The organism is Sphingopyxis sp. BSNA05 (genome assembly GCF_013265645.1).
Lineage (GTDB): Bacteria > Pseudomonadota > Alphaproteobacteria > Sphingomonadales > Sphingomonadaceae > Parasphingorhabdus.
The window spans coordinates 19,600-39,348 of the sequence record NZ_PYIA01000092.1 but is presented as its reverse complement, the minus strand read 5'-3'; the positions used below and the strand labels follow the sequence as shown (position 1 = coordinate 39,348).

The window sequence follows — 19,749 nt, the reverse complement described above, 5'->3', positions numbered from 1 at the left end:
TCCGCTCTTGCCGACACTGCGGCAAACTCTCGCAATCCCAATGATACTCGTTCCAATATCGTGCTCGTGCGCAGTGGTTGCACGCCCATCTCGCAGTTAAAGCAGCAGCGGCCCGTCTTCGTCTAGTCGGCGACGGATTGTGCCATCCGTTATCGATGATTTATTTATATCATTGTTATATTAAATATTGACACGGCATCTGCGGCCGATACTAAATCAAACGCAACAAGACGGAGAGGACGAGAAGCGCGGATGGAATCCCAAATAATGAAGCAACTGTGTTCCAACACCGCAAAAATTCTGACCGCTCGCGGACGACAACGGTTACAAGCTGAAACGGAGTAATGGCCATGACGAATCCAGATGAATCCGCCGAGATTCTTTCTTCTTCAACAATCGAACACTGGGACGATACTGCTGACGTTCTGGTGATCGGGTATGGCATTGCCGGCGCCTGCGCGGCTCTGGAAGCTCGCCGGGCCGGATCAGATGTGCTGGTGATCGAGCGTGCATCGGGCGGCGGCGGAGCCAGCGCGCTTTCGGCAGGCATTTTCTATTTTGGCGGTGGCACAGACGTCCAGCGCGCCGCAGGTTACGAGGATACGCCTGACAATATGTTCGATTTCCTGATGGCCAGTACAGGAGCACCCGACGCGCATTTGGTGCGACGCTATTGCAACAATTCTACCGCACAGTTCGACTGGCTCGAGGCACAGGGCGTGCCTTTCAATCGCGGGCATTACAAGGGCAAGTCGGTAATCGCACCTACCGATGACTGTCTGGCTTCCACCGGTAACGAGAAACTTTGGCCCTTTAAACAGGTCGCAACGCCCGTGCCGCGCGGGCACAAGGTCGCCAAAGAGGGTGACGGTGGCGGCGCATTGGCGATGAACGCACTGACCACTGTATGCGAACGCGAAGGCGTGCGTGTGGAAGTGGACAGTCGCGTCAATGCTCTTGTTCGCGATGACTCCGGACGCATCGTCGGCGTCCGCGCGAAGCAGAGTGACGGGCAAAAATTCTTCCGCGCGACACGCGGGGTGGTGCTGGCCGCCGGGGCCTTCGGTTTGAACCGCGAAATGGTCAGCCATTATTCCCCGCAGTTTCCTGACAGTTGCGAGCCGCTGGGCATTCCGAACAACGACGGCGATGCCATTCGTCTCGGCCAAGCGGTTGGCGGCGAACTGCGTGCGATGGACGGGATTATTGCCACCGCCAGTTTTTATCCGCCAGAGCAATTGATCAAGGCGATTCTTGTAAACAAACATGGCGAGCGGTTTATTGCCGAGGACAGCTATCACGGACGCTCCGCCCAGGCGATTATGGAGCAACCGGGCACTGTGGCCTATCTCGTGATGGATTCAACGATCTTCGCATATCCCGAGGTTGACCACGCCAATCATCGTCTCATCGACGGTTGGGAAACGGTTGCAGAAATGGAAGCGGGGCTAAATATGCCCCAAGGTGCTCTCCAGTGCACCATGACAGAATATAACGAAGGTGCCGAACGCGGGGAAGATGCGCTTTTTCACAAAGACAAGGAATGGTTGCAACCGCTCAACCAGGGACCTTATGCCGCTTTCGAAGTATCCTATAGCAATTCCTGCTATTACTACATCACCTTGGGCGGTTTGAAGGTTTCTGCGGATTCCGAAGTGCTCGATATCAACGGCAACGCGATAGCCGGGTTGTTCGCGGCGGGCGCATGCGCTTCCACGATCGCTCAGGATGGTCCTGGCTACGCCAGCGGCCTGATGCTGGGACCGGCTTCATATTTCGGCCGGATCGCAGGAGAAAATGCGGCACATGCCACGATTGCGACCTGACATGTGCTGGCACACATTGTGCTGGTTGGCTGGCCTTTCCCGCACGATCTGAAAACTCGTAGACGGAGGAGCCCATGGCTAGATGTGATAGTTCGAAGTGACAAGAAAAGCTGCAAGACCAACTGTTACGATAACGTAATTATCTAAACCGGTCGCTGCGACATAAGATATTTGGGCTGTCCATATCATCGGAATACTGGTTAATTAGGGAGCGAGCATGGTGACGGATTTGACCAACCTGACGTGGGACCATGAAGTCGATCTTCTGGTGGTGGGCACCGGCGCGGCGGGCCTGACCACTGCAGTCGTGGGCGCGGTCGAGGGCCTGAAGGTCCTGGTGATCGAAAAGACCGAATTTTATGGCGGCACCACGGCCCTCTCTGGCGGGGTCGCCTGGATTCCCAACAATCCGTTGATGAAAGCGGCCGGCATCCCGGACACGCCAGATGATGCTCTTACCTATCTGAAGCACAATGTCGGCAACCGCGTTGCACCCGCCAAGCTCGAAGCGCTGGTCGAGCACGCACCGCAGATGGCCGAGTATATGCAGGCGAACAGCGCGGTGCAATTCCAGATGATGGAAGACTTCCCCGATTACCGGCCCGAAACGCCCGGCGGCAGCAACGGCGGCCGCTCCATCGACCCGAAGGTCTTTTCCGGCCGCAAGCTCGATGACTATGCGCAGCTGCGCAAGCAAAATACCGAAATCCCCGGCGGCATTGTCGGTTCGGTCAAGGAACTGCGACGCCTGGCTTTTTCCGGTCCAATCCGAAGGGGCTGCTGGCGGTCTGGAAGATGTTTCCGCGGAATCTGTGGAACAAGATCGCGTCCCGTCAGCATATGTCGAGTGGCCGCGCCCTGGCGGCCCGGTTGCGCTATTCGTTGCAGCAAAGGGACGTGCCCCTGTGGCTGAACACCGGCCTTGATGAATTGCTGGTCGAGGATGGCGCGGTGATCGGCGCGCGTGTCACGCGGGAGGGCAAGCCGCTCAATATCCGCGCCCGCCGGGGCGTCATGATCGCCGCTGGCGGTTTCGAGCATAATGGAGCGATGCGCAAGGAATATTTCGGCGCAGACGTGGGCGAACAATGGGGATCGGGCGCATTTACATCGGGCGCGCCCGGCAATGTCGGCGACGGCATCAAAGCGGGTCTGGCAGCAGGCGCGGCGCTCGACCTGATGGATGACATGTGGTGGATGCCGTCTTCGGTGGAACCGGGGGCCAAAACGCCGACCATCCATGTGTTCGAGCGCGGCCTGCCGCACTTCCTGATCGTCAATGCCGGCGGCAAGCGCTTCGCCAACGAGGCCCGGCCCTATAATGAACTGGGCCGCGTCATCTATGAAGAAACCAGTCCGCCCGCCTTCATGATATTCGACCAGCAATATCGCAACCGATACGCCATGGGCACAATGCTGCCCGGCATCACGCCGGAGCGCTTCATCGAAGCGGGCTATATCAAGCGCGCGGAGACGCTCGAAGCGCTGGCCGCTCAGGCGGGGATTGATCCGGCCGGCCTGAAGCAGACCGTCGAGCGGTTTAACATCATGGCCGCAGATGGGCGGGACGAGGATTTCCACAAGGGCGAGAGCGCCTTCGACCGCTATGCCGGCGATCCTGCGAACAAACCGAACCCCTGCCTTGGCCCTGTCATAAAGGCGCCCTTTTACGCCATGGAAATCCAGGCGGGCGACCTGGGCACCAAGGGCGGTCTTTTGACCAACGAGCATGGGCAGGTGCTGCGTGAAGACAGCTCGGTGATACCAGGACTATATGCAGCGGGGAACAGCTCGGCCTGTGTGGTCGGCAATTTCTATCCGGGCGCTGGCGGCACCATCGGCGCGGCGATGACCTATGGCTATATCGCCGCCAGGGATGCAGCGGGACAAGCGGATCGTTGATGCTAGCTGCAGGCGGATCAGAACAATGCTGCGTGGCTGCGCTCTGCCATATCTTAATGTTCAAATGAACTTCTTTGGATTTATTCTCGCCATGACTATCCGCCTGAGCCGAAGATCACCGACTGGGGCTGGTGTTAGGCGCAAAGCTGCCGAAGCCTTCAACCCGGCACTAATAGTTTGCCATCACCTACATACCATTGGACTTTCCCAGCGCCGCAAGCATTGGTGTCGTCACTGAATCGCGGCCCAAATGTGCGGCCGCTGCCCTGACCGATGCCACCGGGAGGGCTATGGGTGGTGGGAGCAGCAAGGTGCTGCTCTGCCAAGGAGTACCACACCATGACCGATACAATTGAGAACAAGTCCGCCCCAAAACTGTGGCGCGATATGGCGCGCAGGCTGACACCCGCAGCAGAAGTGAAAGCTTCGACCTCCGCCCCCGATCCCAAAGTCGAGCCTAAGCCAGTGAAGCTCTCCAGTAAGGCCAGTCTGGTTCTCGGCATGCTTGAGCGAGCAGACGGAGCCACAATCTCCCAACTCGTCGCTGCGACTGACTGGCTGCCGCACACCACTCGGGCCGCGCTGACCGGCCTGAAAAAGAAGGGTCATCATGTTACCAGTACGAAAACAGGCGGTGAGGAGCGCGTTTACCGCGTGGTGGCGGGCTGATGGGACGACGCGCGTATGTCACGCTTGAGCGGCTTGCAGACATGCCGGCCGAAGAACTGAGAGCCGAGTGGGCGCGGCGTTATGCCGCTCCTGCTCCAAATCTTCCGCCAGATCAATTGCGGCTCGGGATCGGCTACCGCCTGCAGGAGCAGAAGCTTGGGGGGCTTAGACGTTCCACCCGGACGCTCCTGCGCCGCATGGCGGCACGCTCGCAGGACGGCACCCCTGAGGGCCCGCCGCCCCGCAAGCTGACACCGGGTACAAGGCTCGTTCGTGACTGGCACGGTGTTGGTCATAGTGTCACCGTGCTCGAGGATGGTTTCGAATATGATGGAAGGAACTGGAGGTCGCTTACAGCAATCGCCAAGGCCATCACCGGTTCGCACTGGAACGGACCGCGGTTCTTTGGCCTGTCCGGGCCCAAGACATGAAACCGCTACGCTGCGCGGTCTATACTCGCAAGTCAACCGAGGACGGGCTCGAGCAGGAGTTCAACAGCCTCGATGCCCAGCGTGAGGCCTGCGAGGCCTATATACTAAGCCAGCGGCACGAGGGCTGGACGCTAGTGCCGAACCGGTATGACGATGGCGGGTTCTCGGGAGGGAGCATGCGCCGTCCGGGACTCAAGTCGCTGCTGGCCGATATTGAAGCTGGCCTGGTCGACGTGATCGTTGTCTACAAGGTCGATCGTCTTACCCGTAGCCTTGCCGACTTTGCAAAGATCGTCGAACGGCTCGATGCCAAACAGGCAAGCTTCGTCTCGGTGACGCAGGCGTTTAACACCACCACCAGCATGGGAAGGCTGACGCTGAATGTCTTGCTGTCGTTCGCTCAGTTCGAGCGTGAGGTCACCGGCGAGCGAATACGCGACAAGATCGCTGCCTCTAAAAAGAAGGGTATGTGGATGGGCGGACCAGTGCCGCTCGGATATCAGGTGATCGAGCGCAAGCTGGCGCCGGTACCGGAAGAAGCAGAGCGTGTGCATAGGATAATGCGGCTCTATCTCCAGGTAGGAACAGTGCCCGCCCTGATCAAATGTCTGCGCCGCGAAGGCATTGTGACCAAGGTTCAGAACAGAACCAGCGGGCCGCATCGCGGCGGGATCCCCTTCGCACGCGGCAGTCTGTTCCATCTTCTGAAGAATCCGGTTTATCGCGGGAAGATCGTCCACAAGGGACAGGTGTATGACGGTGAACACGAAGCGATCGTTGATGAGGAGCTGTGGGATACGGTGCAGGCACAGCTCAGCCGAAAATCCCCGCCGCGCAAGCGCCCGACCAACGATCCACAACAAGCATTGCTCCGCGGCCTGTTGATAGATCCCCACGGCCGGCCGATGGTGCCAACTTATGCGACCAAGGGCACTCGCCGATACGCCTATTACGAAACACGCAAAGACCTTGCCCGCCCCGTTGATCCATCAGCAACCCGGTTCTCGCAGGGTCGGCTCGAGAGGCATCTTATTGAGCACCTCGTCAAGCTGTTAAAAGACGGGCATACGCTGCGCCGATTGTCGGGGATCGAAGAAGCCGGGAAATTGCGGACGATGTTCGCGGCTGCCCAATTGCTCGCCAGTCGCCTCGCCCGCAACAGTGAACGCGAAACGATCATAAATGACCTGATTGCGAGCTTGCAGGTAAGAGCTGGACATATCGATGTCGCGCTGAAGGCCGAAGCCATCAATGTGCCGATATGCGATCACCTCACCTGGCGCATTCCACTCCCGGAGCGAATGACGTTTCGCGAAGCGAAGCTCAGGATGGATGCAGAAGGCAATGGCTGCACACCCGATACAAAATTGATTCAGTTAGTAGCTGACGCAATTGATGCTCAGCAATTGATCATGAGCAATCCAGAGCTCAGCATCAACCAGATCGCAAAGCAGGAAGGGCGCTGCCGCAAACAACTGACAAAGTTGCTGAACCTGAGCTGGCTCAGTCCCAGGATCATCGAATCGATGATGTCGGGAAACCAGCCGAAGACCATCAATCGCACCATTCTACTCGAGACGACATTGCCCGTAGCATGGGTTGATCAGGAAGACCTGCTCGGCTTCGATTCCTGAGCGCAGACATCCGCTGCATCATCGAAACGCCTTGTGGGCGAGGAACTTCCAAACAGAGAATCTGCTACTTTTCAGCCACGCTCACAGCGAGGAAGCGGTGTCTCTCACCCACGCTAGAGAGTTGTTTGGCCAGAAAGGCCGCAGAACTGCGCGAGTTCTGCGACGCCGACTGCCCGAAGGCAAAGTTATAGGTGATTGCAAGACTGTCTGGTGCGGTCGAGAAGACTCGAACTTCCACGGGGTATTAACCCCACAGCGACCTCAACGCTGCGCGTCTACCAATTCCGCCACGACCGCACTGTCTCTAGCTTGGGACAGCAAAGTCCCGGGTAGGCGCGTGCCCTTAGCAAAGGGGTTTCCCAGCCGCAACAGATATTCGTCGCGATCTCGTTTCTCCGTTAACCGGTGGCCCGATTATGTCCCGCAAAAGCACAGCCGGCGGCGCAGCAGCCGCGATCCGCAGAAAAATGCCGGTCGAGGCAGCTGTTAACCTTCTATTGACCTTGTTCGTGCCCGCTCAGGTCCGCTTTATCATGGCCATGGACGGTCTGTTTCTTTTCATGCTCCTGCTCGGCGCAACGCCCGACCGGCCCGCGGTCGAGGCCGCTGCCGGACCGTCGCATGTGCAGGCCGTGGCGAGCGCCAGAATCCTGCGCGCGGAAGTGATCGATTTTGGTGGTCCGCTCGACCGGCGGGACTTGCGGGGCTTTCGTCGGGGAGAGGATAAATTCGGGACGGCCACAATCCGCTCGACCGGTGTGGCCGAAAGCGCCGATGGCCAGCTGATCCGATTGCAGGAATTTCACTGAACCGGCCGGGAGAAGCGTCTATTCGCGGCTTTGATCCGCCCAGCCGACCTCCAGCTGGCTTGCGGCGCGCGGCACATCCAGCTTGGCTTCGTTGAAATTGATCTTGGCACCCGGTGCGAGCGATGCTGCCGGTGCCTTCATTTTCCAGCTGTAAACGATCCGGCCACCGGCATCGCGCAGGATCACCAGCATCGGCGGGATCGCCTCGTCATTGGTTGTGGGATTGATGATCGTCCCGCTGGCGGCAAAATATTCGGTGCCGTCGGCCAGAGTCCGGCGATCCTGCTTCTCGCTCAGTTCGATCAGCAGCGGGGTTTCCTCGGTCGAGGCAAATTCATAGTCGGAGACCCATTGCGGTGGTCCAAAATAATATAAGGCGGCGCCCGCGGCCAGCACCAGGGCGGCAAAGACAATGGCGGCCATGGTCCACAGCTTCGCCGGATTGCGCCGCGCCTTGAATGGCGGTTCGTGGGCAAAGCTGCTTTCGCCTGCGGCATAGCCCGGGGTGACGGAAATCGGTGGCGGCGGGGCCGAACGCGTGACCGGAGAGGCGGGCGGGTTGGGTTCCCAGTCCTGCTCGACCACCGGTTCTGCCTTGGCAGCGGGTGGAGTCTGCGCCGGCGGGGCGCTCTCGACCTTTTGCTTTTCCCGGACCGGCGCCTCTTCCAGAACCGGAGGCTCCTGAAACCAGCTATGGCGACAGGATGCGCAGCGAACCGAACGACCATTGGGTCCGATGGCACTGTCGGGCACGAGATAACGGGTTTTGCAAGCCGGGCAATTCAAAATCATGACACCCCTCTAAACACGCCATGAGGATAAACTGCAAGTGGCTGCTTGACCGATTTGAGACCGAATCGGGTTTTCCGCGTTTTCCTGACGAATCGCCTGTCGTTGCCTGACAGCGGAGTTGATTTGGGGGGTGTTAACGGCCTATTGGTCAGGCGACCGGGCAATATTTCGCCGCGATATTGGAATGTAGAGCATAATGGACGAAATTGTTCGATTTGAAAATGTCGGTCTGCGCTATGGTGCGGGCGCGGAAACTCTGGCCGATCTCAATTTCACCCTGTTTCCGGGCAGCTTCTATTTTCTCACCGGGGCCTCGGGTGCCGGCAAGACATCGCTGCTGAAACTCCTCTATCTGTCGCAGCGCCCCAGCCGCGGTGTGATCCGGCTGTTCGGCGAGGATGCGGTCACCATGCCACGCGAGCGTCTGCCCGGCTTCCGCCGCCGGATCGGCGTGGTCTTTCAGGACTTCCGGCTGGTCCCGCATCTGTCTGCCTTCGACAATATCGCGCTTCCCTGCGGGTGGCCGGGGTGCGCGAAAAGGATCTGGAAGTCCCGGTGGCGGAAATGCTCGAATGGGTCGGCCTGGGAGACCGGGCTTCGGCCCGGCCGGCGACGCTTTCGGGCGGAGAACAGCAGCGCGTGGCGATTGCCCGGGCGGTGATCGGCAGGCCGGAAATACTGGTGGCCGACGAGCCCACCGGCAATGTCGACCCGGAAATGGCGATCCGCCTGCTGCAATTGTTCGAGGCGCTGAACACGCTCGGGACGACGATCGTGGTGGCAACCCATGACATTCATCTGCTCAGCAAGATTCCCGGCGCGCAGATGATGCGGCTGGAAAAAGGCATGCTTGCCGATCCGACCGGATCGCTGCGCCACCCGCCGCGTCCCGAAGACCAGAGGCAGTAGGGCGCAGGGCCGATGTTCAAATTTTTCGCCATTCCCGCCCATGACCGGCGCCTGATACCCGAGGCCGGCTGTCCGGTCCGATGCCCTGGGTGATCGCGATCATGATCTTTCTTACGGTCCTTGCCGCCGCCGCCGGGCTGGCGATGAACCGGGCGATCAGCGATGTCTCCGACGAACTGTCCAGCCGGGCGACGGTGCAGATTATCGAAGCCAATCCCGAAATCCGCAGCCGTCAGGCCGCCGCCGCCGCAGAAAGGCTGCGCGCGCTGCCGCTGATCGAAGAGGTCCGGGTGCTGCCGCCCGCGGAAATAGAAGCGCTGATCGAGCCATGGCTGGGTACGCAGGATCTGGCCGACGATATCCCGCTCCCCGCGCTGATCGATCTGAAACTCGTCCGGATCGCGTCCGAGGCGGAATATCAGTCGCTGCGCGGCGCGCTGCAGGCGATTGCACCGGGCGCCCGGGTCGAACCGAGCAGCGGCTATATCGCGCCGGTCATTGCGCTGGTGCGTTCGCTGCAGTGGATCGCCTTCGGTCTGGTCGGCCTGCTCGCTCTGGCGACCGGGGCCGCGGTGATCATTTCGGCGCGGTCGGCGCTCAACACCCATGGTGAAACGATCGCGGTCGTGCATCTGCTCGGCGGCACCGACCAGCAGATCAGCCGCCTGTTCCAGCGGCGCATCGCCCTGGACGCCCTGCTCGGCGGCCTGATCGGGCTGGTTGGCGGCACCGCGATCATCTGGCTGATCAGCATCCAGCTGAACGCGCTGGGGTCCGGACTGGTCGAATCCGTCGGTCTCGACTGGTGGAGCTGGTTGATAATTGCCGCCATTCCGATATTGGGGATGTTCCTTGCTATGGTGACCGCCCGATTAACGGTCATCGGCGCCCTGAAAAAGATATTATAGCCTGCCGGATGATTTTGCGTTTCTTCTCTTTCCTGATCCTGCTGTGGATCATTGGCTTTGCCTGGTTTGCCATCGATCTGCCGCGTCCGGCGGACGATGACGCCCATACCGGGTCGGTCGTTGTCCTGACGGGTGGCGCCGGTCGCATCGACCGGGCGCTCGACATGCTCGAGGCCAAATCAGGCGGCAGGTTGTTGATCTCCGGCGTCGACCGCGATGTGAAGCCGGCGGAACTCGCCGCCGAATATGACCGGCCGGATGACCTGTTCGATTGCTGTATCGATCTCGGTTTCCAGGCCGTGGACACGCGGTCCAATGCTCTGGAAATCGCCCGCTGGGCGGCGCGGCGGGGCGACAAGTCGGTGCGCCTGGTGACCTCCGACTGGCATATGCGCCGGGCCCGGCTGGAACTGGAACGGGCGATGCCGGCCGATGTCCGGATTCTCTCCGATGCCGTCCAGACGCGCCCCTCGCTCGGCACCTTGTTCACCGAATATAATAAATATCTGATGCGCCGTCTGGCCGCACTGGCGGGGGTCTGAAATGCTGTCCGTCATCCGTTCGCTGATCTTCATGGCTATTTTCTACATCGGCTCGGTTCCGATCATCATCGCCACCTTTCTCGGCGCCTTTTTCTGGCCGCCGACCATCTATTATATGGCGCAATATTGGAGCCGCTATCACTATGTCTGCGCCCGGCTGATTCTCGGCATCCGGGTCGAGGTCCGCGGCGAGATTCGCGACGAGCCGCTGCTCTATGTGTTCAAGCATGAAAGCATGTTCGAAACCATCGATCTGCTGCGCCTGTTCGAAAAGCCGGTGGTGATCGCCAAGAAGGAGTTGCTGGTCATTCCCCTGTGGGGCTGGATCGCCACCAGGCACGGTCTGCTCGGTATCGACCGCGACGGCGGCGGCGCAGCGATGCGGCAGATCATCAAGCAGGCGAAGAAAGCGGTGGCGGAAGGCCGCCCGATCGTAATCTTCGCCGAAGGCAGCCGCGCCCATCATGGCGAACGGCCGGAACTGCAGACCGGTTTTGCCGGCATCTACAAGCTGCTCGGCATCCCGCTGGTGCCGGTGGCGCTGAACAGCGGCATCGTCTCGCCGCGCGACACGTTCGTCCAGAAAAGCGGGGTGATCACCTACGAAGTGCAGCCGGAGATCGAACCGGGGCTCGACCGCGAGGATATCCGCGACCGGGTACACGCCGCCATCAATATGCTGAACGACTAGGAACAGCCGGCTTTGCCAGCTTGCCCCACCCCGTTGCCGGATGGCAGCCGGGCCGGCCGGTCTTGTCTGCCAGATCCAGCTAAGGGAGATTACGTGGTTATCTGTCGGTGAGGACGGGTTAGGGCAAGGCTTCATGGTCGGGAAGGGGCGGATGACGGATAATATCGCACTTTTCCCTTATAGAGTCCGGAGAAGAGAATATGCCTGAACAACCAATATCCACCGTCCGCGAAGCGGTTGGCGTCTTTCCATCGGAAACCGCGCTTCAGGCAGCGGTCGATGATCTGATGTCCCATGGTTTCCATCGGTCGGAACTCAGCCTGCTCGCACCCCTATCCGCGGTTGAAAAGGAACTGGGGCACAGCTTCACTTCGGTAACAGAACTGGAAGACGAGGCGGCGGTTCCCACCACGGCCTATATTTCGACGGACGCGATCGGCGATGCAGAGGGCGGCGTGTTCGGTGGCTTGATCTATGTCGGCGCGCTGGCGACGCTCACCGCAGTCGTGGCATCGGGCGGTGCTATTGGCGCGGCCATCATAGCCGCCGCTGCCGGCGGGATCGGCGGCGGAGCGATTGGCGCGGTCCTCGCAAAGCTGATCGGAGAGCATCACGCCGATATCATCGAGGACCAGCTGGAACGCGGCGGACTGCTTTTATGGGTGCGGACATGGAATGCCGCAGATGAAGAGCGCGCCGTAAAGATTCTGGCCGAACATAGCGGCTCGGATGTGCATGTTCATGAACTTCCCGCGACCCATGGCGTCCTGGAAGACCGCTATAATGGCGAAACATTCCCCGGCGATCTGCAAGCCTATCGCGGCGTGCCCTATTCCTATCTTCCCAATGGCGAATATTATATCGCCGGTGAAGTCCTGCCGACCGAACGATGCGTCAAGGCGAGAATTGACCGGGATCTCTATCTCGAAACATTGCGGTCCGAAGCGAAAGAGCAAGGCTGGGATATCGAGGCGCTGCTGGGCAATCCCGCCTCTGTATTTCAAACGCCGGCCAGACTGCTGGTCACCGACCTGCCGGATCCAATCAAGGCCGATATTCTCAAGCGCTGGGCCTATGGCGAGAAGCAGCTCGAAATCGCGTCGGATGACGGCATGAAGCCAACTGTCAACGGCGATCGTCTGCGGGAAATCAATCTGGCGCTGGAGCGGCTGCAGGCCGGCTGACGGCGGCATCAGCGGCGTTGCCTGCGGGAATTACGTAGTTACAAGACACCGCATATATTGTTTTTGAGACTTATCCCGAAGCGATGGACGGCGTCCTGTTTCATCGGTTCACCATTGCTAATTTGGAGTCCGAGGCATGAAAAAGACATTTTCGACAATCAGCACCGCGCTGGCCCTTTCCCTTGCGGTCCAGGGCTGCACCCAGAAAGCGGAGAGCGACGATAAAGCAGATTGCGCGACATCCGAATATGACGCGATGGGCGAGGCCCAGGACAGTATGGATGCGGCAAGGCATGATGCGAGCAGGGCGGCAATGGAGGCGAATAATGCCGCGCGAATGGCGGTGGTGGCGGCCAAGCTTGCGGTCTGTTCCGAAGCGCAGAAGGACAGGGAAGCGGCTGCACAAATGGCGATCAGCGCGGAGGCGGCAGCCAAGCAGGCGCAGGCCAAGATTGTATCGGCCAATAGCAAATTGGATCTGGCGGTGAATGAAAATGCCCGCAAGGCGCAGGATCTGGTGGAAGAGGCCGTGGCTGCCACCAGTGCAGCGGTTCTCGAAACCAACGCATCGCTGATGGCGGGACTGGAATCCGACACCGCCGCCGCGAAACAGGCCGCCGATTCCGCGCAAAAGGCTGTGATCAAAGCGGCGGCGGCGACGGCGGATGCTAGCAAAGCGGCCCAGGTTGCGGCAAAGGAAACCTGGGAAAAGGAAATGCAGGACGGCGGCGAAAGCGAATAAGGGCCGGAACAGCCGACCAGCGCCAATTGAAGGAAATTTGAATGCAAGGATTTGTCGACAATATCGAAGCTTTGACGGAAGAAAATAATGATTTTCGCCGGGTGCTCTACACCGGGCATAATCTGCAGCTTGTGCTGATGACTCTCCAGCCCGGTGACGAGATTGGAATGGAAGTGCATGATGATCGCGACCAGTTCTTCCGGATCGAAGAGGGTAGCGGGGAAATCTGGATCGATGGCAAGGCGAACAAGGTCAAGGCCGATGACGGTATCATCGTGCCGCAGGGCGCCAGCCATAATGTCGTGAACAGCGGCAAGGAGCCGCTACGGCTGTACACCATCTACGGTCCGCCCGAGCATATCGACGGAACCGTGCATGCCACCGCGGCCGATGCCGCAAACGAGCATGAGCATTTCGACGGCAAGACGACCGAATAGCCGCCGGTTCCATTATCGGTATCAGGATCGGATGACGGGGCTTTGCCGCTTTAGCGACATGCCCCCGTCAGCCGGTCAGCGTCCCATATCGCGCTGGATCGTGCGGCTGGCCATGTAGAAATGGAACACCGCCCATAGATAGAGGCATTTGAACAGGATCATCGACCATTGCAGTCCGTCGGCATTGGCCGAATCGCAGGCGGTCTGGGCGGCCACAGCGAGATTGCTCGCCTTGCACGCTTCCAGCGTCAGCGCCGGATCCAGCCCCGACAGGAAGGTCGCATTCAATATCGTCGACAGGCCGCCGATCAGCGGTGGCCCGAGCCCGTAACCGAGCAGATTGACGATGAACAGGGTGACGGCGACTGCCGTTGCCCGCATCCGGCTGTCGACCACCCCGCTCGGCACGGCATAGAGCGGGCAAAGATAGGTGTAGAGCAGCATCTGGCCGACCATCATCAGCGGCACCGCCAGCCACAGGCTTTCCGCCAGATAGCCGACAACGTGCATCGGGATCACGCCGAGCAGCGCGAACATCGGTATGAATGCCAGTGCCTTGGGAAAACGCTCCGCATATTTGTCCGCCAGGAGCCCGACATATAGGTGCCGATCGACGCCATGACGGCCAGGGCCAGCGCGACCTTGACCGACGCATCGAAGATCGAGAGTTCATGGGTGCGGATCAGGAAGGAGACGAAAAACTGGCCGACGCCATAATTGACGAACGAGGCGATGGTGACGCCCATGGTGACGTGCCAGTAAGCAGGCTTTTGCGACAATATTTTCAAGACCTCGCGAAACCCGACCTGCGCCTTGTTCTGCATTTCCACCGGGTCGGTATAGCCGCGGGGCGGCTCCTTGATCGTCATCTTGACGATCATCGCGACGATCAGACCGGGCACGCCGACCACGACGAAAGCGACGCGCCATCCCTCGATATTCTGCCAGTCGAGCGCGTTCGCCGCCCAGGTCCAGTTCCAGCTGTTGAACATCGCAGCGACCGTGGGGCCATCGAGATTGCCGACAATGAAGCCGCCGAACACATAGGCGACCATGCCGCCCAGCGGGATGCCCAGCGCGTAGACCGAAACGGCGGTCGAGCGTTCCCTGGGAATGAAATAGTCGGCGATGATCGAATTGGCGGGCGGCGAGCAGCCCGCTTCGCCGATGCTGACGCCGATACGGAATATGAACAATGCGATGAAGCTGGTGGCAAAGCCGCATAAGACGGTCATCAGGCTCCACAAGGCCACCGATCCGGCGATGATCCAGACCCGGTGGTTCTTCTCGGAGAAACGGGCGATCGGGATGCCGACAAATGTATAGAGAATCGCAAAAGCCGGGCCGCCGAGCAGCCCCATTTGCCAATCCTCAACCCCGAAGCTTTCCTTGATCGGCTCGGTCAATATATTGATGATCGTACGATCGATGAAATTGAAAATATAGACGGTGAGCAGGATGCCGAGAATATAGTTGCGGTAATTCCTGGTTCCATAACCCGTGTCCGGGCTCCCGCCATTGCTGGCACCATGGTTGGAATGCGCGACCTCGGTCGCTGTAGTTTCGGCCAAATCCAGACTCCCCTAGCGGTTCCCAACTGATTGTTGCCGTTGGGTATCCCGGCATCGTACCGAAATTTTTGGCATTGTATATCCCGTTGTAAAAAACGCTTTCGACCAGCACAGCACGAACGGTTTTTCTGAAGCGCGTTCGCCGCCGAAGGGCGGCGCCCAGAATAGTCCCGTCCGATCGACTGGACACCGCCCTCCGGCGAAAAACAGAGAGGGAAGGCGTAAATGGTGTAACGATCGCTGAAGCCGTTACTGAGATAGTGCTGTCCTACATCTGGCTCGACCGTCTATTATCGCCAATGATCCTGCGCCATGGGCAGGACGGGCTCTTTGACAATTTGGATGGAATGATCACGCTTGCTGCTGCCGCCTGTTTTTAGCGGACCGGGTCGAGGGCAATTCGGAAGGTCACACTAGACGAGCGATCGCGGACCAACAAAGGCAAGAAATCTGCGGCTTCGGGGCAAAGGTCGCAGAAAACAAAAGCGGCCAACGCTGTAAAGTTCCTGCCGGCTATCAATAACTACGCTCGCGCGGCGGCAGGCAACATCTCGGTGATGGCTTCGCGTCTTCGCGTCTTCGTGGCTTTGTGCGAGTCTAATCGCTTCGCTGCGACCAAAGGCCTTTAATCGTGTGTCCGGCCGAAATCGGGCGCGGCATCGTCCTGGCCTTCTTCGATAATCCGGCGGCGAATCGCGCGGGTCTTGGTGAACAGGTCGAACAGTTCGTCGCCCTTGTCCCAGCGGATCGCGCGCTGCAGGGCGGAAAGATCCTCGGAGAAGCGCTGGAGCATCTCCAGCACCGCGTCCTTGTTGGACAGGAACACATCGCGCCACATGGTGGGATCGGAGGCGGCAATGCGGGTAAAATCGCGGAAACCGCCGGCAGAATATTTGATCACTTCGCCGCGGGTCACATCTTCCAGATCGGATGCTGTGCCGACGATTGTATAGGCGATCAGATGCGGCAAATGGCTGGTCACCGCGAGCACGAGATCATGATGTTTGGCATCCATGATCTCGACATTGGCGCCGAGTTTTCCCAGAAGGCTTTCACGCGCTCGATATCGCCTTCTGCGGCGGCCTCCGGCGGCGTGAGGATGCACCAGCGGTCCTGGAACAAGGTCGCAAAACCGGCGTCCGGGCCGCTATTCTCGGTGCCGGCGACCGGGTGGGCCGGGATGATCCGGGCGCCGGGAAGCGCCTTGGCCAGAGCGGCCAGCACGCTTTCCTTGGACGACCCGACATCGCTGACGATGGCATCGTCAGGCAGGTCGGCGGCGATTTCGGCAGCCACCTCTGCTATCACGCCGACCGGCACGCAGAGGATGACCAGATCGGCGTCGGTGACCGCTGCTCCGGCGGAGTCGCTGACATCGTTGCAGAAGCCCAGTTCGATGACCCGCGCCCGCACCGCCGGATCGGCGTCATAGCCGGTGATCCGCGCAGCCGGCATGGCTTCGCGCACGGCATGGGCAATGGACGAGCCGATCAGCCCGATACCGATGATCGCAATATTGGCAAAAGGCAGCATCAGTCGGCGGCTTCCAGTATCTCGCGCAGGGCCTGGGCGACGCCGCGGGTTTCTTCTTCGGTGCCGATGGTGATGCGCAGGCCGTTGACCAGCCCCTGTCCGGGCAGCCAGCGGACCGCATAGCCCTTGTCCATCAGCGCCGCATTGGCCTGTTCCGCAGTCACCTTGCCCTCGAACAGGACCAGCAGGAAATTGGTGTGGCTCGGCACGACCTTGAGGCCGTGATTGCCGAGCGCGCCCATTTCGTCGCTCAGCCATTGCCGCCATTTGGCATTATGCTCGCGGCTCATGGTGACAAAATCGTCGGCGGCCAGCGCGGCGACGGCGGCGTCCTGGCCGGCGGTGGTGACATTGAACGGCAGCCGGATCCGGTTCATCGCGCCGATGATATCGGCATGCGCATAGCCCCAGCCGATCCGTTCGGCGGCGAGACCATGGATCTTGGAAAAGGTACGGGTGACCAGCACATTGGCCTCGCTGCTGGCCAGGTCCATCGCGCCGTCATCCTGCCCCTCGTCCATATATTCGGCATAAGCGGCGTCGAGCACCAGCAGGATATGGCCAGGCAGCGCGGAATGCAGGCGGGCGATCTCGGCGCGCGGCGTGAATGTGCCGGTCGGATTATTGGGATTGGCTATGAATATGACCTTGGTCCGGTCGGTGACCTTGGCGAGAATCGCGTCGACATCGGTGCCATAATCCTTGTCGTCGGCAACCACCGGCGTCCCACCATAGCGCCGCGCCGCGATATCATAGACGGCAAAGCCATATTTGACGTAGATGATCTCGTCACCGGGGCCGCTGAAGGCATTGGCGGCGAGGTGCAGCACGTCGTCCGAACCAGTGCCGCAGATGATCCGCGCCGGATCGAGACCATGTTTCGCGGCGATCGCCTCGCGCAATTGGGTCGAGCCGGGATCGGGATAGCGATCGACCGAGCCGGAAGCGGCGTTCAGCGATTCTGCCGCGCCGGGACTGCAGCCCAGCGGGTTCTCGTTGGCCGACAGCTTGACGATCTTCCGGCCATCCGCGCCGGTCGATTTGCCGGGCACATAAGGGGCAATGCCCATGATCCAGTCTTTTGCTTTTGGTCCGCTCATTGCCTTGGTCCGCTTGTCTGAAGATGTTCCGTGCCGCCGGACTAACCTTTGCGGCCTGTCAGTCAACAGCATTATCGTTTGACGCTCGGGATTTCGCCGCTTAGCTCCCGTGTTGATGACTGAAGATGCCCGCTTTGGATTGGATCGGAAGGTTCGCCTGCTCGGACCGCTGCCGCTGGACAGCGGGGCACAGCTCGCGCCCGTCGATCTCGCCTATGAAACCTATGGCACGCTCAACGCGGACGCCAGCAACGCGATCCTGATCTGTCATGCGCTGACCGGCGATCAATATGTCGCCTCGAAACATCCGCTGACCGGCAAGGACGGCTGGTGGGTGCGGATGGTGGGTCCGGGCAAGCCGATCGACACCGACCGGCATTTTGTCATCTGCGCCAATGTGATCGGCAGCTGTCTCGGCAGTTCCGGCCCTGCGACGGTCAATCCCGCGACCGAAAAACCCTGGGGCATGGATTTTCCGGTTCTGACCATCTCCGACATGGTGCGCGCGCAGGCCTTGCTGATCGATCATCTGGGAATAGAACGGCTGCACGCTGTCGTCGGCGGCTCGATGGGCGGGATGCAGGCGGTCAGCTGGGCGGCGCTCTATCCGGATCGGGTGGGCTCGGCGGTGATCATCGCATCGGCGGCCCGCCACAGCGCGCAGAATATCGCCTTTCACGAGGTCGGACGGCAAGCAATCATGGCCGATCCGCGCTGGCGTGGCGGGGCTTATTATGCGGATGATGATCCGCCGAGCAGCGGCCTCGCCGTCGCCCGGATGGCGGCGCATATCACCTATCTCTCGGAAGCCGGCCTGACCGAGAAATTCGGTCGCCGGCTGCAGGATCGTGACGCCAAGACGTTTGGCTTTGATGCGGATTTCCAGGTGGAAAGCTATCTCCGCCATCAGGGGATCAGCTTTGTCGACCGCTTCGATGCCAACAGCTATCTCTACATCACCCGGGCGATGGACTATTTCGATCTCGCCGAGGCGCATGGCGGTGTGCTGGCCAATGCCTTCCGGGGATCGAAAACCCGCTTCTGTCTGATCAGCTTCGACACCGACTGGCTCTATCCGACCAGCGAGAGCCGGGCGATCGTCCACGCGCTCAACGCAGCGGGGGCAGAAGTCAGCTTCATGGAATTGTCGAGCCCCTTCGGGCATGACAGCTTCCTGCTGGACAATCCCGAGATGAACCGGATCGTCGACGGGTTTCTGAAGGCGGGAGAGGGCCGATGAGCAATTTTATATCCATCGTCACCCTGAACTTGTTTCAGGGCCCATCGCGCCTGATGATACAGGCAGCGAGCGCGAACAAAGGGGTGCTGAAACAAGTTCAGCATGACGAAACAAGGGTGGCCGCATGACCCGACTCCGTCCCGATCTGCAGATCATCGCCGATAATATCGCGCCGGGCAGCCGGGTGCTCGATATCGGCTGCGGTGACGGCGCGCTGATGGCGGCGCTGCGCGACGAGAAAGGCTGCGATGCCCGCGGGCTGGAGATCAACCCGGTCAATGTCGCCAGCGCGGTCGCCAAGGGCCTGTCGGTGGTGCAGGGCGATGCCGATACCGATCTCGCCGCCTATCCCGACGGCAGTTTCGACTATGCGATCCTCAGCCAGACGCTGCAGACCACCCACCGCCCGGACATCATGGTCGACCAGCTGCTGCGCATCGGCAACCAGGCCTTCGTTAGCTTCCCCAATTTCGCCCATTGGCGGGTGCGCAGTTCCTTGCTGTTCGGCGGCCGGATGCCGGTCACCCGTCTGATTCCGCAAAGCTGGTATGACACGCCCAATATCCACCATGTCACGATCGACGATTTTCGCGCGCTGGTGCAGGACGGCAAATATACGCAGGAAGGGCAGTGGTTCCTCAGCGGCGACAAGCAGACTGGGCGCGGCCTGGCGAACCTGCTGGCGGAACATGCGGTGTTCTTGTTGCGGGGTTAGCTTTGTCATCCCGGCGAAGGCTGGGATCCAACCCGATGGCAGCGAGGTTCGCGAACCTGGTTTAGGCCCCAGCCTTCGCTGGGGTGACAAGAGTCATCTTGACATTGTACAACA

Annotated in this window: 20 protein-coding genes, 1 tRNA gene and 2 pseudogenes; 17 read left to right on the top strand and 6 right to left on the bottom strand. The window is 60.2% G+C overall.

Annotated features, from left to right (window positions below; translation table 11 throughout):
• Positions 1-350 precede the first annotated feature (350 nt).
• The 6 genes from C8024_RS10365 to C8024_RS10340 all read left to right on the top strand — a co-directional run bounded on the left by C8024_RS10365 (position 351) and on the right by C8024_RS10340 (position 6,462).
• Complete coding sequence (locus C8024_RS10365) at positions 351-1,826, top strand: FAD-dependent oxidoreductase (RefSeq protein WP_089134852.1); 1,476 nt, start codon at positions 351-353, stop codon at positions 1,824-1,826.
• 220 nt (positions 1,827-2,046) lie between these two features.
• A complete protein-coding gene (locus tag C8024_RS10360) occupies positions 2,047-2,739 on the top strand; it encodes an FAD-dependent oxidoreductase (protein ID WP_173204789.1) in 693 nt (230 codons plus the stop codon).
• Positions 2,667-3,728 (top strand): FAD-binding protein, encoded by a 1,062-nt coding sequence (locus tag C8024_RS10355; protein ID WP_217272139.1) that lies wholly within the window; start codon positions 2,667-2,669, stop codon positions 3,726-3,728. Before C8024_RS10360 ends, C8024_RS10355 begins: the two co-directional genes overlap by 73 nt.
• Positions 3,729-4,067: 339 nt before the next feature.
• Positions 4,068-4,397 (top strand): DUF3489 domain-containing protein, encoded by a 330-nt coding sequence (locus C8024_RS10350; RefSeq protein WP_254305790.1) that lies wholly within the window; start codon positions 4,068-4,070, stop codon positions 4,395-4,397.
• Positions 4,397-4,828, top strand: a complete 432-nt coding sequence (locus C8024_RS10345; RefSeq protein WP_089133709.1) for a DUF2924 domain-containing protein — start codon at positions 4,397-4,399, stop codon at positions 4,826-4,828. The genes C8024_RS10350 and C8024_RS10345 overlap by 1 nt, the downstream gene beginning before the upstream one ends.
• A complete protein-coding gene (locus tag C8024_RS10340; protein WP_089133710.1) occupies positions 4,825-6,462 on the top strand; it encodes a recombinase family protein in 1,638 nt (545 codons plus the stop codon). Before C8024_RS10345 ends, C8024_RS10340 begins: the two co-directional genes overlap by 4 nt.
• A 208-nt stretch (positions 6,463-6,670) precedes the next feature.
• Here C8024_RS10340 and C8024_RS10335 read toward each other — a convergent pair.
• Positions 6,671-6,759 (bottom strand) — tRNA-Leu (locus C8024_RS10335).
• 119 nt (positions 6,760-6,878) lie between these two features.
• Between C8024_RS10335 and C8024_RS10330 the strand changes: the two genes are divergently transcribed.
• Positions 6,879-7,271, top strand: a complete 393-nt coding sequence (locus C8024_RS10330; protein WP_173204782.1) for a hypothetical protein — start codon at positions 6,879-6,881, stop codon at positions 7,269-7,271.
• 18 nt (positions 7,272-7,289) lie between these two features.
• Here the strand turns inward: C8024_RS10330 and C8024_RS10325 are convergent, their stop codons facing one another.
• Complete coding sequence (locus C8024_RS10325) at positions 7,290-8,063, bottom strand: zinc-ribbon domain-containing protein (protein ID WP_173204779.1); 774 nt, start codon at positions 8,061-8,063, stop codon at positions 7,290-7,292.
• 277 nt (positions 8,064-8,340) lie between these two features.
• Here C8024_RS10325 and C8024_RS10320 point away from each other — a divergent pair.
• The 7 genes and pseudogenes from C8024_RS10320 (at position 8,341) to C8024_RS10290 (ending at position 13,476) form a co-directional block, all read left to right on the top strand.
• Positions 8,341-8,972, top strand: a pseudogene (locus C8024_RS10320) (cell division ATP-binding protein FtsE).
• Positions 8,973-9,073: 101 nt separating this feature from the next.
• The gene (locus C8024_RS10315) at positions 9,074-9,880 is read left to right on the top strand and encodes an ABC transporter permease (protein WP_217272138.1); all 807 of its coding nucleotides are present in this window, start codon (positions 9,074-9,076) and stop codon (positions 9,878-9,880) included.
• Between the two features lie 8 nt (positions 9,881-9,888).
• The gene (locus C8024_RS10310) at positions 9,889-10,422 is read left to right on the top strand and encodes a YdcF family protein (RefSeq protein WP_100093148.1); all 534 of its coding nucleotides are present in this window, start codon (positions 9,889-9,891) and stop codon (positions 10,420-10,422) included.
• A 1-nt stretch (position 10,423) separates the two neighbouring features.
• Complete coding sequence (locus C8024_RS10305) at positions 10,424-11,113, top strand: 1-acyl-sn-glycerol-3-phosphate acyltransferase (protein ID WP_173204773.1); 690 nt, start codon at positions 10,424-10,426, stop codon at positions 11,111-11,113.
• A 200-nt stretch (positions 11,114-11,313) separates the two neighbouring features.
• Complete coding sequence (locus C8024_RS20235) at positions 11,314-12,297, top strand: hypothetical protein (RefSeq protein ID WP_217272137.1); 984 nt, start codon at positions 11,314-11,316, stop codon at positions 12,295-12,297.
• A gap of 136 nt (positions 12,298-12,433) precedes the next feature.
• Positions 12,434-13,039: a hypothetical protein gene (locus C8024_RS10295; protein WP_173204770.1), complete on the top strand. Its 606-nt coding sequence runs from the start codon at positions 12,434-12,436 to the stop codon at positions 13,037-13,039.
• Positions 13,040-13,080: 41 nt separating this feature from the next.
• Positions 13,081-13,476 carry a cupin domain-containing protein gene (locus C8024_RS10290; RefSeq protein WP_100093153.1) on the top strand — a complete coding sequence of 132 codons (396 nt, stop codon included), beginning with the start codon at positions 13,081-13,083 and terminating at the stop codon, positions 13,474-13,476.
• Between the two features lie 75 nt (positions 13,477-13,551).
• Here the strand turns inward: C8024_RS10290 and C8024_RS20230 are convergent, their stop codons facing one another.
• The 4 genes and pseudogenes from C8024_RS20230 to hisC form a co-directional block, all read right to left on the bottom strand.
• Positions 13,552-14,013, bottom strand: a complete 462-nt coding sequence (locus C8024_RS20230) for a hypothetical protein (protein WP_217272136.1) — start codon at positions 14,011-14,013, stop codon at positions 13,552-13,554.
• Positions 13,992-15,047, bottom strand: coding sequence for an MFS transporter (locus C8024_RS10285; RefSeq protein WP_217272135.1), 1,056 nt, complete (start codon positions 15,045-15,047; stop codon positions 13,992-13,994). Before C8024_RS10285 ends, C8024_RS20230 begins: the two co-directional genes overlap by 22 nt.
• Positions 15,048-15,672: 625 nt before the next feature.
• A pseudogene (locus C8024_RS10280) lies at positions 15,673-16,580 on the bottom strand (prephenate/arogenate dehydrogenase family protein).
• Positions 16,580-17,680 (bottom strand): histidinol-phosphate transaminase, encoded by a 1,101-nt coding sequence (hisC, locus tag C8024_RS10275; RefSeq protein WP_173204767.1) that lies wholly within the window; start codon positions 17,678-17,680, stop codon positions 16,580-16,582. Before hisC ends, C8024_RS10280 begins: the two are co-directional and overlap by 1 nt.
• Before the next feature lie 115 nt (positions 17,681-17,795).
• Here hisC and C8024_RS10270 point away from each other — a divergent pair, with 115 nt between their 5' ends.
• The 3 genes from C8024_RS10270 to metW are packed head-to-tail and all read left to right on the top strand — an operon-like array spanning position 17,796 to position 19,635.
• Entirely contained in the window at positions 17,796-18,920 is a 1,125-nt protein-coding gene (locus C8024_RS10270) for a homoserine O-acetyltransferase (RefSeq protein WP_173204764.1), read from the top strand.
• Positions 18,917-19,048 (top strand): hypothetical protein, encoded by a 132-nt coding sequence (locus C8024_RS22565; RefSeq protein WP_302051617.1) that lies wholly within the window; start codon positions 18,917-18,919, stop codon positions 19,046-19,048. The genes C8024_RS10270 and C8024_RS22565 overlap by 4 nt, the downstream gene beginning before the upstream one ends.
• Complete coding sequence (metW, locus tag C8024_RS10265) at positions 19,045-19,635, top strand: methionine biosynthesis protein MetW (protein ID WP_100093158.1); 591 nt, start codon at positions 19,045-19,047, stop codon at positions 19,633-19,635. The genes C8024_RS22565 and metW overlap by 4 nt, the downstream gene beginning before the upstream one ends.
• Positions 19,636-19,749 lie beyond the last annotated feature (114 nt).